Annotated in this window: 8 protein-coding genes; 4 read left to right on the top strand and 4 right to left on the bottom strand. The window is 74.0% G+C overall.

Annotation, left to right across the window (positions count from 1 at the left end):
• The 3 genes from B9L22_RS00685 to B9L22_RS00675 form a co-directional block, all read right to left on the bottom strand.
• Nucleotides 1-1,062, bottom strand: a complete 1,062-nt coding sequence (locus tag B9L22_RS00685; RefSeq protein ID WP_086148901.1) for an ABC transporter ATP-binding protein — start codon at nucleotides 1,060-1,062, stop codon at nucleotides 1-3.
• The gene (locus tag B9L22_RS00680; protein ID WP_086148900.1) at nucleotides 1,062-2,189 is read right to left on the bottom strand and encodes a PotD/PotF family extracellular solute-binding protein; all 1,128 of its coding nucleotides are present in this window, start codon (nucleotides 2,187-2,189) and stop codon (nucleotides 1,062-1,064) included. The genes B9L22_RS00685 and B9L22_RS00680 overlap by 1 nt, the downstream gene beginning before the upstream one ends.
• 70 nt (nucleotides 2,190-2,259) lie before the next feature.
• Entirely contained in the window at nucleotides 2,260-3,660 is a 1,401-nt protein-coding gene (locus B9L22_RS00675; protein WP_158097128.1) for an amidase, read from the bottom strand.
• A gap of 213 nt (nucleotides 3,661-3,873) precedes the next feature.
• Between B9L22_RS00675 and B9L22_RS00670 the strand changes: the two genes are divergently transcribed.
• From B9L22_RS00670 to B9L22_RS00660, 3 genes are all read left to right on the top strand, one after another.
• On the top strand, nucleotides 3,874-5,271 hold the full coding sequence (locus B9L22_RS00670) for an aminotransferase class I/II-fold pyridoxal phosphate-dependent enzyme (protein WP_086148898.1): 1,398 nt from the start codon (nucleotides 3,874-3,876) through the stop codon (nucleotides 5,269-5,271).
• A 324-nt stretch (nucleotides 5,272-5,595) separates the two neighbouring features.
• Complete coding sequence (gene pulA / locus B9L22_RS00665) at nucleotides 5,596-11,787, top strand: pullulanase-type alpha-1,6-glucosidase (protein WP_086148897.1); 6,192 nt, start codon at nucleotides 5,596-5,598, stop codon at nucleotides 11,785-11,787.
• A 137-nt stretch (nucleotides 11,788-11,924) separates the two neighbouring features.
• The gene (locus B9L22_RS00660; RefSeq protein WP_086148896.1) at nucleotides 11,925-12,407 is read left to right on the top strand and encodes a GNAT family N-acetyltransferase; all 483 of its coding nucleotides are present in this window, start codon (nucleotides 11,925-11,927) and stop codon (nucleotides 12,405-12,407) included.
• Nucleotides 12,408-12,437: 30 nt separating this feature from the next.
• On the opposite strand, the gene purU is transcribed toward B9L22_RS00660, so the two are convergent.
• Nucleotides 12,438-13,352, bottom strand: a complete 915-nt coding sequence (gene purU, locus B9L22_RS00655) for a formyltetrahydrofolate deformylase (protein ID WP_086148895.1) — start codon at nucleotides 13,350-13,352, stop codon at nucleotides 12,438-12,440.
• A 120-nt stretch (nucleotides 13,353-13,472) separates the two neighbouring features.
• On the opposite strand from purU, the gene B9L22_RS00650 reads away from it, so the two are divergent.
• Nucleotides 13,473-13,979, top strand: coding sequence for a GNAT family N-acetyltransferase (locus tag B9L22_RS00650; protein ID WP_021481782.1), 507 nt, complete (start codon nucleotides 13,473-13,475; stop codon nucleotides 13,977-13,979).
• Nucleotides 13,980-13,983: the final 4 nt, after the last annotated feature.

Genomic DNA, 13,983 nt, shown 5'->3' with positions numbered 1-13,983 from the left:
TCAGGCCGCCCCGAGGTGCAGGGGCGCGTCGTCGGGCCACGTGAGGCCGACGGCGGCGCCCTCGGCGAAGCGTCGGCTCCCCGGCGGGCTCGCGAGCAGGTCGGTGCCGTCGGCGGTGCGCACCCGGTACTCGTAGCGCTCGCCCGTGAACCCGACCGACAGGACGGTCGCCGGCACCGCGCCGTCGCGCGGGTCCGCGAGCAGGACGTGCTCGGGGCGCAGCGCGACGGTGTCGACGTCGTCGCCCTGCGCGAGGCGACGGCCGAGGACCGTGCGCGCACCGTCCTCGCCGCGCACGGGCAGGAGGTTCGCGGCGCCGACGAAGTCCGCCGTGAAGCGGGTGCGGGGGGCGCGGTAGAGCTCCTCCGGCGTGCCGAGCTGTTCGAGCCCGCCGTGCGCGAGCAGGGCGACGCGGTCCGAGAGCGCGAGCGCCTCGGCCTGGTCGTGCGTGACGAACACCGTCGTCGTGCCGACCTCGCGCTGGAGCTCGCGCAGCTCGTGCCGCATCTGGCGGCGCAGCTTCGCGTCGAGGTTGGACAGCGGCTCGTCGAGCAGGAGCACGCGCGGTCGCGTGACGAGGGCGCGCGCGATCGCGACGCGCTGCTGCTGACCGCCCGAGAGCTGCTGCGGGTAGCGGTCGGCGTGGTCCACGAGGTCGACGAGCCGCAGCGCGTCGGCGACGCGCTCCGTCCGCTCGGCCCGCGGGACGCGGCGCGTGCGCAGGCCGTACTCGAGGTTGCGCCGCACCGTCATGTGCGGGAAGAGCGCGTAGCTCTGGAACACCAGGCCGGTCTCGCGGCGGTTGGGCGCCACGTGCGTGACGTCCTCGCCGTCGATGACGACGGTGCCGGTCGTGGGGGCGACGAACCCGGCGAGCACGCCGAGCAGGGTCGACTTGCCGCACCCGGACGGCCCGAGCACGGACACGAACTCGCCCGCCTCGATCGTCAGCTCGTCGAGCTCCAGCACGGGAGGTCCGCCGTACCCCACGCTCAGCCCGTGGACCTCCACGCGCCCCTGCGTCGTCGTGCCCGTGCCTCGGGCCGTCGTCGGTGCCGCCATCAGCCGAAGATCTGCTGCCAGCGCGCCTGCAGGTCGGGCAGCTGCGGCGTGATGGTCTCGTAGTCGACCCAGACGAAGTCGTCGTACGCGCCCGGCCCGCTCGCGATCTGCTCGTCGAACTGCTCGGGGTAGACGTTCTCGTCGTTCGACGCCGCGTACCACGTGCCCTCGGAGAACACGGGCTGGTGCTCGCTCGACGCGACGTAGTCGAGGAACGCGTACGCGAGGTCCTCCTGCTCGGTGCCCTCGGTGACGAACAGCGAGGTGAGGGCGCCGACGGAGCCTGACGCGGGGTAGGCGAACCCGATGGGCTCGCCCGCGTTCTGCTGGACGAAGGCGCGACCGTCCCAGTGCGCGGCGATCCACGCGTCGCCGTTCGCGAGCGCGGTCTCGACGCTCGTGCCGTCGGCCGGGAAGGCGGACGCGCAGTCGGCGAGCGCCTGGAGCTGGTCGAAGGCCGCGTCGACGTCGTCCGGGTCGGTGATGGTCCCGCCGGCCTCGTTGATGAGCCCCGCCAGGAACTCGACGCCCGTGTTGAAGGTCAGGGGCGAGACGGCGACGTGGCCGCAGTACGCCGGGTCGAGCAGGTCGGACCAGTCCGTCGGCGGCTCGGCGACCTTGTCGGTGCGGTAGGCGATGCCGGTCGAGCCAACGGTGAGCGGGACGCCGTACTGGGTCCCGTCGACGTTGCTCTGCTCCGCGAGCACGGGGTTGAGCTGGTCGAACTGCTCGACGCGCTCGGTGTCGAGCTCGGCGACGACGCCGGCCGACACCGCGCTCGGGATGACGTTCGGGGTGAACGCGACGACGTCGTAGGCGGGCGTGCCGCCCTGCGTCGAGCGCAGCGCCGTCAGCCAGTCGGCGGGGCCGCCCGGGACGAGCTCGACAGTGGCGCCGGTGTCGGCCTCGAACGGGTCGACGAACGCCTTCGTGAACGACTCGCCCCACGAGCCGGCGTACACGGCGACCTTGAGCGTCCGGCCGGACAGGTCGCCCGACGCGTCGTCGTCACCCGGTGCGGGCTCGCCGGTCGAGCAGGCCGCGAGGCCGGCGGTGAGCGCGAGCGCGGAGGCCGCGGCGAGCGTGCGGGGCAGGGGCCGGGGGGACCGGCGCGAGGTGCGGGTCATCGGTGTCTCGTTCCTGGGGTCGAGCGCCGCTGTCGCACGGACGGGCGGCGGAGCGGGGTGTGCGGAGGGGTCAGGCGACGTCGGCGTGGTACGGCGGCCGGCGCAGGTCCCAGGCGTAGTGCTGCTCGAGGACCTGGCCGAGCCGCAGGAGACAGTCCTCGTGGCCCTGCGGCGCGACGAGCTGCGTGCCGAGCGGCAGGCCGTCGTCGTCCAGGTGCGTGGGGAGCGTGAGCGCGGGGGCACCGATCATGCTGGGGACGGTCGTGAAGGCGAGCGTGCGCTCGTAGACCACGGACTCGCGCGAGGGGGCCTGTCGCGCGAGCTCGTCGAGGACCACGCCGACCGCGGGGACGCACGTCGCGGTGGTCGGCGTGAGGAGCACGTCCACCTCGCGGAACAGCGCCGCCGTCGTGGTCCGGGCGAGCGCCCGCACCCGGACGGCGGCGCGCACGTAGTCGGTCGCCGTGAGGTCGTCCGCCTGGGCCATGACGCGGTGGATGTACGGCTGCAGGAGCTCGGGGTGGTCGAGCGGGGTCTGGCGCAGCCACGCGGGGATGATCACCCCGGGGTAGAGGTCCATGAGCTCGGCGCCCTCCTCGGGCGGGTCGAGCGTCACGACGGTGTGCCCGTGCGCGCGCAGCACGTCCGCGACGTCCTCCACGGCGGCGACGCACGCGGCGTCGACGGCGATGCGCGGGTCGAACGAGCGCGTGAGCAGGCCGACTCGCAGGGCGGCGGGTGCGTGGTCGAGACCCGCCAGCAGGTCGGGCGCGCCCGGCGAGACCTGCCACGCGAGCGGGTCGGGCGCCGCGAGCCGCGTGACGACGGCGGCCGTGTCGCGCACCGTCCGGGTGACCACGCCCTCCGTGGCGCCGCCCTCCCACCCCTGGACGCGCTGGGGGAGCAGGCCGCGTCCGGGCTTGAGGCCGACGAGGCCGCAGAACGCGGCGGGCACCCGGAGCGACCCGCCGCCGTCGCTCGCGAGGGCGACCGGGACGATGCCCGCCGCGACTGCGGCCGCGGACCCGCCGCTCGACCCGCCGGGGGAGCGGCCGAGGTCCCAGGGGTTGTGGGTGGTGCCGGAGCGCGGGCTCTCGCACGAGGTCGTCATCGCGAGCTCGGGGGTCGCGGCACGCCCGAGCTGGACGAAGCCCGCCGCGAGGGCGGCCGCCGGGAGCAGGTCCGTCGACGTCGCCGGGGTCTCGTCGATCGCGAGCGAGCCGCGCGTCCACGGCTGCCCGACGACGGAGAACGTGTCCTTGACCGTGAGCGGGACCCCGGCGAACGGGGGCAGGCCCGCACCCGCCGCGCGGGAGCGGTCGACGGCGTCGGCCGCGGCGAGCGTCGCCGCGTCGTCGCGCCAGACGAGCGAGCGCACGACGGGGTCGACCGCGTCCGCGCGGGCCAGCGCGTCCTCGGCGACGGCGCGCGCGCTCGTCCGGCCGGAGCGGAGCCGGTGCGCGATGCCCATCACAGACATATGTGATGGAAGATTCGGGGTCACGGGTAGACGTTAACCACGGCGAGGCGCTCGATCCAAGCCGACGGCGGGACCGTCCAATCAGTGAGACCGCGTGACGGGGTGGCGCTGCGGGCTCGCTCCGGAGCGCGCCCACCTGATATATATCTGGATGAAAAGCCGTCGTGGAGCAGGCCGCGGGCGGCGACCGGCGATCGAGGGGCGATGACCACGACAGGTTCCGACGTCGGTGACGAGCGCGAGGGTCGCACGCCCTCGGAGCTCATCGCCTCGGTCCGCGGCGTGTCCGGCCCCGTGCTCGCGGAGCGCCTCACCGCGTGGATCGAGGAGGGCGTGCTCGCCCCGGGGACCCGCCTGCCGACCATCGAGGAGGTCGCGACGGCGTCCGGGCTCGGCCGCTCGACCGTCGCCGGCACGTGGTCGCTGCTCGTGGACCGCGGCCTCGTGCAGACCCGTCGGCGCGGCGGCACCATCGTCCGGGGCCCGGCGAGCGCCCCGGTCTGGCCGCGCGCCGGCGAGGCCACGGCGTTCGACGGCTGGCCGTCCGTCGACCTCGTGTCCGCGCACCCGACGACCGACCGCCTGCCCGACCTCCTCGAGGCGTTCTCCCACAGCCTGCGCGAGCCCCAGACCAACTCCCTGCGCCGCGAGCCCATCACCCCCGCGCTCCTCGACGCGGTGCGCGAGGACTGGCCGTTCGACGCGGCGGAGTGGGTCACCGTGAGCGGCGCGGGGGAGGCGACGCTGCTGACCGCGGAGGCCGCGACGCCGTCCGGCGGGCTCATCGCGGTGCAGGAGCCGGCTGTCTCCGGGACGATCGGCAACCTGCGCTCGGTCGGCTTCGCCGTCGTCGGCGTCGCGTCCGACGCGTCCGGGCCCGTGCCCGACGACCTGGCGCGGGCGCTCGCCGCCGGGGCGCGGACGTTCGTCTACCAGCCCGGAGGCGAGTTCACGCTGGAGGGCGGGGTCACGCCCCAGCGCCTCGCGGAGCTCGCCGACGTCCTGCGCACCCACGCCCCGGACGCCTGGGTGCTCGAGGAGGACGTGCTCGGGCCCCTCGCCCCGGCGCGGCCGTCCAGTCTCGGCCGGCTGCTGCCTGGCCGCGTCGTGCGCGTGACGTCGTTCTGCCGCGCCTTCGGCCTCGACCTGCGGACGACGGTGGTGGGCGGCGCGCGCGACGTCGTGCTCGGGGTGCGCCGCCTGCGCAGCCACGGCATCCTCGCGCAGAGCCGCATCCTGCAGAACGCGCTCGCGCACCTGCTGGTCACGCCGAGCGTCGGTGCGCTCGTCGCCGACTCCGGCCGCTGGTACGCCGCGCGCGCACGGGACCTCGCCGAGGCGCTCGCCGAGCACGACGTGCGCACGTCGACACCGCCCGGGGGGCTCGTCGTGTGGGTCCGTGCGGAGAACGAGGACGAGGCGCTCGCCGAGCTCGGCGCGCGCGGGATCGTGCTCGCCCCGTCGTCGCGCACGTTCGTGACACCGCCGCAGCCCGCGTGGTTGCGGGTCGCGACGCCGCAGCTGCCCGCCGACCCCGAGCGGGTCCGCGAGCTCGCGGACGTCCTCGCGAGCGCCGCGCGCGGCGCGCTGCTGGCCGGCTGAGCGCTCCGCGCGTCCGACCGCCGCTGCCTCGGGTCGGCGCCGGGCGACCACGCCCGCCCGAACGCCCCGGGCGCTGCCGGAGCGCCCGGCGCCGTCGCCCGCCCCTCGTCACCCACCGCCCGCGACGAGGCGTCGCCCTGCCCTCCCGCACGGGTCTGCACACTCTTGCTGCAAGTTTCTGCAACCAGTACAGTTCGGCTCAGCCGTACGCTGAGAAAGCCGCGGTCGACGTCGCCCGCTGCTGGTCCCGTCGTCCGCGTCCTTGCCGGCACCTGCCTGCTCACGCTTGCGGTCCCGCACCAGCCACCGGACGAGGGAGTCCTCATGACCTCCACGCCGCGACGTCGCCGCGTCCCGCGCACACCGTCGCCCCACCCATCCGACACCACGCCCCGCCGCGCGCGCGGGGCCCGCACGACGGCGTCGGTCACCGCCGTCGCGCTCGCCACCTCGGGCCTGGCGGGCGTCACGCTCGCCGCGTTCGCCGCCCCCGCCGCGGGGGCCGACGAGCGCACGCTCGCCCTCGTGGGCGACCTCCAGTCCGAGCTCGGCTGCGCCGCCGACTGGGATCCCGCGTGCGCGGCGACCGAGCTCGCGCCCACCGACGCCGCCGGCGTCTGGTCCGCCGACTTCGAGGTGCCCGCGGGCACCTACGAGTACAAGGTCGCCTACGACGACGCCTGGGACGAGGCGTACGGGCGCGAGGGCAGCCAGGACAACGCGCCCCTCGTGCTCGGCGGCGACGCGACCGTGCGCGTCACGTTCGACGAGTCGACCCACCGCATCGCGCTCACGCCGCTCGGGCTCGCGGGCGGCTACGACGAGGCGCAGGACGCCGACCTCGTGGTGCCCCCCGTGCGCCAGCCCGGGTCGGACGAACGCTTCTACTTCGTCATGACCGACCGGTTCGCGAACGGCGACCCGTCGAACGACACGGCGGGGCTCGGCGACGACCCGCTCGTCTCCGGGTTCGACCCGACGAACAAGGGCTTCTACCAGGGCGGCGACATCGCGGGCCTGCGGCAGAACCTCGACTACGTCGAGGGCCTCGGCACGACGGCGATCTGGCTCACGCCGTCGTTCAAGAACCAGCCGGTCCAGGGCACGGGCGCCGACGCGTCCGCGGGCTACCACGGCTACTGGATCACCGACTTCACGCAGATCGACCCGCACCTCGGCACCAACGCCGAGCTCGAGGCGCTCATCGACGAGGCGCACGACCGCGGGATCAAGGTCTACTTCGACATCATCACGAACCACACGGCCGACGTGATCGACTACGAGGAGAAGCAGTACTCGTACGTCGACCAGGCCACGTCGCCGTACCGCGACGCCGAGGGCACCGTGTTCGACCCGGCGGACCACGCGGGCACCGGCGACTTCCCGGCGCTGGACGCCGCGACGTCGTTCCCGTACACGCCGGTCGTCCCGGCGGGCAAGGAGGACCTCAAGGTCCCGGCCTGGCTCAACGACCCGACGCTCTACCACAACCGCGGCAACTCGACGTGGACCGGGGAGTCCGTGACGTACGGGGACTTCGACGGCCTCGACGACCTCATGACCGAGCACCCGACGGTCGTCGACGGGTTCGTCGACGTCTACCAGGACTGGATCGACCTCGGCATCGACGGCTTCCGCATCGACACCGTCAAGCACGTGAACTTCGAGTTCTGGGAGACGTGGACCACCGAGGTCCTCGACTACGCGCACGCGCAGGGCAAGGACGACTTCTTCATGTTCGGCGAGGTGTACGACGCCGACGCGGCGAAGCTCTCGCCCTACGTGCGCAAGACGGACATGAGCTCGACGCTGGACTTCACGTTCCAGTCCGCCGCGACGAGCTTCGCGAGCGGGAACAGCGCCAAGGGCCTGGCGTCGCTCTTCGCGAGCGACGACATGTACACGACGCCGACGACGAACGCGCAGGCGCTGCCGACGTTCCTCGGCAACCACGACATGGGCCGCGTCGGGTACATGCTCGCGAGCACCGACGACCCGCTCGCGCGCGACGAGCTCGCGCACGACCTCATGTACCTGACCCGCGGGCAGCCGGTCGTGTACTACGGCGACGAGCAGGGCTTCGCGGGGAAGGGCGGCGACAAGGACGCGCGCCAGACCCTGTTCGCGACCCAGGTCGACGAGTACGCCGACCAGCCGCTCGTCACCGGCGAGCAGGCGGGCAGCGTCGACCGCTTCGGCACCGACGCGCCGCTGTACGCGCACATCGCCGGGCTCGCCGCGCTGCGCGAGGCGCACCCGGCGCTGGCCGACGGCGCCCAGGTGGAGCGCTACGTCGAGAACGGCGCGGGCGTGTACGCGTTCAGCCGCGTCGACCGCACGGAGAAGGTCGAGCACCTGGTCGCGCTGAACAACGCGGCGCAGGAGCGGACGGCGACGTTCACGACCCTCACGCCCAGCGCCTCGTACGAGGTGCTCTACGGCGAGCAGGCCGCCCCCGTCACCGCCGACGCCGACGGCGTCGTCACGCTGACCGTCCCGGCGACGGGCACCGTCGTGCTCCGGGCCGACCGCGAGGTCGGCGCGGACTCGTCGGGCGACATCGCCCTCACCGTGCCGCAGGCCGGGGGCGCGGTCACGGGCGTCGCGCCCGTGGCGGCCACGGTCGACGCGGACGCGTGGGCCGAGACGTCGTTCGCGTGGCGCGAGGTCGGGAGCGCCGAGTGGCACCCCCTCGGCACCGCGGAGGACACGGCGCCGCGCGTCTTCCACGACGTCGCTGGCCTCGCCGACGGCACGCTCGTCGAGTACCGCGCCGTGACGACCGACGCCGACGGCGACCGCGCCGCCGCGTCCACGTTCGCGAGCGTCGGGGTCGACGTCAGCGGGGTCGTGGGCGAGGAGCCCGAGCCCGAGATCGACCTCGTCACCGTGCCCGGCAGCCACAACGCGGCCATGGGCTGCGCGGGCGACTGGGCCCCGGGCTGCGAGGCCGCGAAGCTCACGAAGCGCGCGGACGGCGTCTACGCGGGCACGTTCGACGTCCCCGCCGGGACGTACGAGTACAAGGTCGCGATCAACGGGTCGTGGACCGTGAACTACGGCGTCGGCGGTGTGCAGGACGGCACCAACGCGACGTACACGACGGCCGGCGGCCCGGTGACGTTCTACTGGGACCCGGTGAGCAAGGACTTCTCGAGCACCGCGCAGGGGCCGATCGTCACGCTCGCGGGCTCGTTCCAGGACCAGGTCGGCTGCCCCGGCTCGTGGGCGCCCGACTGCCTGGCGTCCTGGCTCAAGGACCCGGACGGCGACGGCGTCTACACCTGGTCGACCGACCGCCTCGCGGCCGGCGCGTACGAGGGCAAGGTCGCGCACGGCCTGAGCTGGGCCGAGAACTACGGCGTCGGCGGCGCGCGCGACGGGGCGAACTACCAGTTCTCCGTCGGCGACGGCGAGCTGGTCACGTTCTCCTACGACCTCGCGTCCCACGTCCTGACGATCGACGTCGCGAACCCGCCGCTCCCCGGCACCGGCCAGCAGGCCGCGCACTGGGTGCGCGAGGGCGTCGTCGCCTGGCCGGGCGACCTCGGCACGGGCGACGAGTGGACCCTGTGGTCCGCCCCCGAGGGCGGGCTCTCGGTCACCCCGGGCGGCGCCGACGGCGAGGTGCAGGCGCCGGAGGGCACGGCGTCGTACACGCTCCAGGTCGACCCGTCGGGCCTGCCCGACGACGTCGCCGCCGAGTTCCCCGCGCTCGCCGGGCACACCGCGCTGCGCGTGCTCGACGACGGCGAGCCGCTCGACCGCGCCGAGGTCGAGGCGGCGCTCACGGGCCAGCTCCTCGTCACCCGGGCCGACGGCGGCGCGCTCACGGCCGCGACCGGGGTCCAGGTGCCGGGCGTCGTCGACGACCTGTTCGCCGAGGACGCCGCCGAGCGCGAGCTCGGCGTCTCGTGGCACGCCAACGGCAAGTGGGCGTCGTTCGCGCTGTGGGCGCCGACGGCGAAGGCCGTCTCGGTGCTCGCGTGGCCCGCGGGGGCGTCGCTCGACGACGACCCGCGCCGGTTCGAGGCAGCCCGCCAGGCCGACGGCACGTGGACCCTCGACGGCAAGGCGGCCGACAAGAAGCTCGGCGGCGCGGCCGTCGGCTGGAAGGGCGCGCGCTACCTCTACGAGGTGCAGGTCTACGTCCCGAGCACGGGGAAGGTCGAGACGAACGTCGTCACCGACCCGTACTCGGTGGGTCTCACGCTCGACTCCACGCACTCGGTGGCCGTCGACCTCGACGACCCCGCGTTCCGCCCGAGCGCCTGGGAGGGCACGCCCGCCCCGGTCGTCGAGCGGTCGGTCGACCAGACGATCTACGAGCTCCACGTCCGGGACTTCTCGATCTCCGACGAGACGGTCCCGGCGGAGCGGCGCGGCACGTACCTCGCGTTCGCGGAGAAGGACTCGGCCGGCATGACGCACCTGCGCGAGCTCGCGGACGCGGGCGTCACCACGGTGCACCTGCTCCCGACGTTCGACATCGCGTCGATCCCCGAGGACCGCGCGGCCCAGGCCACGACCGGCGACCTCACCGGGTTCGCGCCCGACTCGCCCGAGCAGCAGGCCGCCGTCGCGGCGGTGCAGGCGCAGGACGGCTTCAACTGGGGCTACGACCCGTGGCACTTCAGCACGCCGGAGGGGTCGTACGCCCTCGACGCGGACGGCGGCGCGCGCGTGGCCGAGTTCCGCACCATGGTCGGCTCGCTCCACGGTGCCGGGCTGCAGGTCGTGCTCGACCAGGTGTTCAACCACACCGCCGCGAGCGGGCAGGACGCGAAGTCCGTCCTCGACAAGGTCGTGCCGGGCTACTACCACCGGCAGAACCCGACCACCGGGTCCGTCGAGACGAGCACGTGCTGCCAGAACGTCGCGACCGAGCACGCGATGGCGGGCAAGCTCATGGTCGACTCGGTCGTGACGTGGGCGAAGGACTACCGCGTCGACGGGTTCCGCTTCGACCTCATGGGCCACCACTCGAAGCAGAACATGCTCGACGTGCGGGCCGCGCTCGACGAGCTCACGCTCGCCGAGGACGGCGTCGACGGGAAGTCCGTCTACCTGTACGGCGAGGGCTGGGACTTCGGCGAGGTCGCGGGCAACGCGCTGTTCGAGCAGGCCACGCAGGGCCAGCTCGGCGGCACGGGCATCGGGACCTTCTCCGACCGGCTGCGCGACGCCGTGCACGGCGGCTCGCCCGTCGACGGCGCCACGACGTTCACGCAGGGCTTCGGTACGGGCCTCGCGACCGACCCGAACGGGCAGCCCGCCCGGGCGGGGGAGCCGGGGACCGTGAACGACGGGTCCGCGGACGAGCTCGCCGACCTCGGTCACCAGACCGACCTCGTGCGTCTCGGCCTCGCGGGCAACCTGCGCGACTACACGCTCGTCACGTCGACGGGCGAGGAGAAGCGCGGCGACGAGATCGACTACCGCGGGGCGCCGGCCGGCTACGCCGACTCGCCCGAGGAGGTCGTGACCTACGTCGACGCGCACGACAACGAGACGCTGTTCGACCTGCTCGCGCTCAAGCTCCCGGCCGACACGCCGATGGACGAGCGCGTGCGCATGAACACGGTCTCGCTCGCGACCGCGGCGCTCTCCCAGACGCCGTCGTTCTGGCACGCGGGCACGGACCTGCTGCGGTCGAAGTCGCTCGACCGCAACAGCTACGACTCGGGCGACTGGTTCAACGCCATCGACTGGACCGGTCAGGACAACGGGTTCGGCAAGGGCCTGCCGATGGCGGCCGACAACGAGGACAAGTGGCCGCTCATGGCCCCGCTCCTCGCGGACCCGGCGCTCAAGCCGTCGCCCGACGACATCGCCACCGCGTCGGCGCAGGCGCAGGACCTCCTGCGCCTGCGGCACTCGACTGAGCTGTTCCGGCTCGGCGACCCGGAGCTCATCCAGGAGAAGGTCACCTTCCCGGGTGCCGGGCCGGACCAGGTCCCGGGCGTCGTCGCGATGGCGGTGGACGACACCGTCGGCACCGACGTCGACCCCGCGCTCGACGGGCTCCTCGCCGTCTTCAACGCCTCCCCGGACGAGGTCACCGTCCCGCTGTCCGCGCTCGCGGGCCGCGAGTACGTGCTCTCGCCCGTGCAGCAGGAGGGGAGCGACGACGTCGTGCGCGGCACCACGTGGGACGCGGCCACCGGCACGGTGACCGTCCCCGGGCGGTCCGTCGCCGTCCTGGTGCAGCCGCAGGCCGGGGCGGAGCTGCCCGTGTCCGTCGACGTGCAGACGCGCTGCCTCGCGGGCAAGGCGTACGTCGCGGTCCGGGCGACGAACGACGGCGCCGTGCCGGTGGACGTCCGGCTCGCCACGCCGTTCGGCGAGAAGCAGGTCGCGGACGTCGCGCCCGGCAAGAACGCCTACCAGTCGTTCGCGACGCGCCAGAAGGCGGTCGCGGCCGGCGAGGCCACGGTGACCGCCACCGCGGTGGTCGACGGCGAGGAGGTCACCTCGACCTTCACCGTCGAGCACGAGGCGGTCACCTGCTCCTGAGCCGAACGCCGAGGTAGAGCCCTGGTCCTCACCGGGGCTCTACCTCGGCGGACCGTGGCTCTGCCTCGGGAGACCTCGGCTCTCCCTCGGGAGCTCCCTGTGCTCTGTTCGCGGGGCGGGTGCTACGGTCGCGAGCCGTGACCACCTCGCCCCGGCCCGCCGTCCGCCCGACGGCGGGTCTCGCCTTCCGCGCGGCCGTCGCCGCCGACCTGCCTCGCGTGGTCGAGCTCATCGCCGACGACGCGATCGCCCGCGACCGCACCGGCGACGTCGGCCCGGAGCACGAGGCGGCGTTCAGCGCGATCGACGCGGACCCGAACAATGCCCTGGTCGTCGTGGAGCGTGACGGCGAGGTCGTGGGCACCATGCAGCTCACCGTGGTCCCGGGCATCTCCCGCCGCGGAGCCTCCCGGCTGCTGGTCGAGGCGGTGCGCGTGGACCGCCGGCTGCGGGGCCAGGGCGTCGGCCGGGCCATGATGGCGTGGGCCCACGCGTGGGGGCGGGACCGCGGCTGCACCCTCGCGCAGCTCACGTCCGACAAGCGGCGCGACGACGCCCACCGCTTCTACCGGTCGCTCGGCTACGAGCAGTCCCACGAGGGGTTCAAGCTCCCGCTCTGACGGCGGCCGCGCGCGGCCGCCGTCCGGGCCTCAGCGGAAGACGACCGTGCGGTGCCCGTCGAGCAGCACCCGGTGCTCGGCGTGCCACCGCACCGCGCGCGCGAGCGTCTGGCGCTCGACGTCCTCGCCGATCGCGACCAGGTCCTCGACGCGGCGGGAGTGGTCCACGCGCTCGACGTCCTGCTCGATGATCGGGCCCTCGTCGAGGTCGCCGGTCACGTAGTGCGAGGTCGCGCCGATGAGCTTGACGCCGCGGTCGTGCGCCTGGGCGTAGGGCCGCGCGCCCTTGAAGCTCGGCAGGAACGAGTGGTGGATGTTGATGATGCGGCCGGGCATCTCGCGGCACAGGTCGTCGGAGAGGATCTGCATGTAGCGCGCGAGGACGACGAGCTCGACGTCGAGCTCGTCGACGAGCGCGCGCAGCCGGGACTCCGCCTCGGCCTTGGTGTCGCGGGTCACGGGCACGTGGTGGAACGGCTTGCCGTAGAAGGTCGCGATGTCCTCGAGGTCCCGGTGGTTGCCGACGACGCCGACGACGTCGATCGGCATGCCCTGCGAGCGCTCGCGGTAGAGCAGGTCGACGAGGCAGTGCGGCGCCTTCGAGACCATGAGCAGGGTGCGCACCCGGCGCCCCACGACGTCGAGCTGCCACGTCATCGCGAAGCGCGCCGCGACCTCGCCGACGGCGTGCTCGATCGCGTCGCGCGACGCGGCCGCCGTGACCTGGACGCGCATGAAGAACAGCCCCGAGAGCGGGTCGCCGAACTGCTGCGACTCGGTGATGTTGCCGCCGAGGCGCGCGAGGGCCCCCGCGACCGCGTGCACGATCCCCGGACCGTCGGGGCACGAGAGCGTGAGGACCCAGTGCGTGGGGTCGTCGGTCGGGGGCTGCGCAGCGGGGGCGTCGGTCGCGCGGGGCGCGACGCCGGGGTCAGTCGTGGACACCCCACAGAGGGTAGTCGCGCACCCCGACGGGTGCGGCCGTCGTCCCGCCCGCGGACGGGGGCGCCCGACATCACCCGGGACGCCGCGGTACCGCGCGCGGATGTCTGACACCATGAGCCCATGAGCGACGCGCAGATCACGACCCGCCTCGTCACCGACGCCGAGGCAGGTGAGCTCCTGACCCTGCGCCGGGCGGCGTTCGTCACCGAGGCGCAGCTGTACCAGGACCCGAACATCCCCCCGCTGACCCAGACCCTCCACGAGCTGCGCGAGGACCTCGCGCGCGAGGACGTCGTGACGATCGGCGCCTGGCTCGGCCCGCGCCTCGTCGGCTCCGTCCGCGTCGAGATCGAGGAGACCAAGGCGACCCTCGGACGGCTCGCCGTGGCACCCGACATGCAGGGACGCGGCATCGGCACGCAGATGCTCTTCGAGGTGCTGCCGTACCTGCCGGAGCAGACCACCGAGATCTGGGTCTTCACGGGCAAGGACTCCAAGCAGAACCTCGCCATGTACACCAAGCACGGCTACGAGGAGCAGTACGACAAGGCGGCGGGCGACCTCACCTACACCTACCTGCGCCGCATCCTCGGCGCCGCCGAGGTGGGCGACGAGCCCCGCGCCTGACGGG

It is taken from the genome of Cellulosimicrobium sp. KWT-B, from assembly GCF_002127155.1.
GTDB classification, from domain to species: domain Bacteria; phylum Actinomycetota; class Actinomycetes; order Actinomycetales; family Cellulomonadaceae; genus Cellulosimicrobium; species Cellulosimicrobium funkei.
This window is presented reverse-complemented; position numbering and strand designations above follow the sequence as displayed.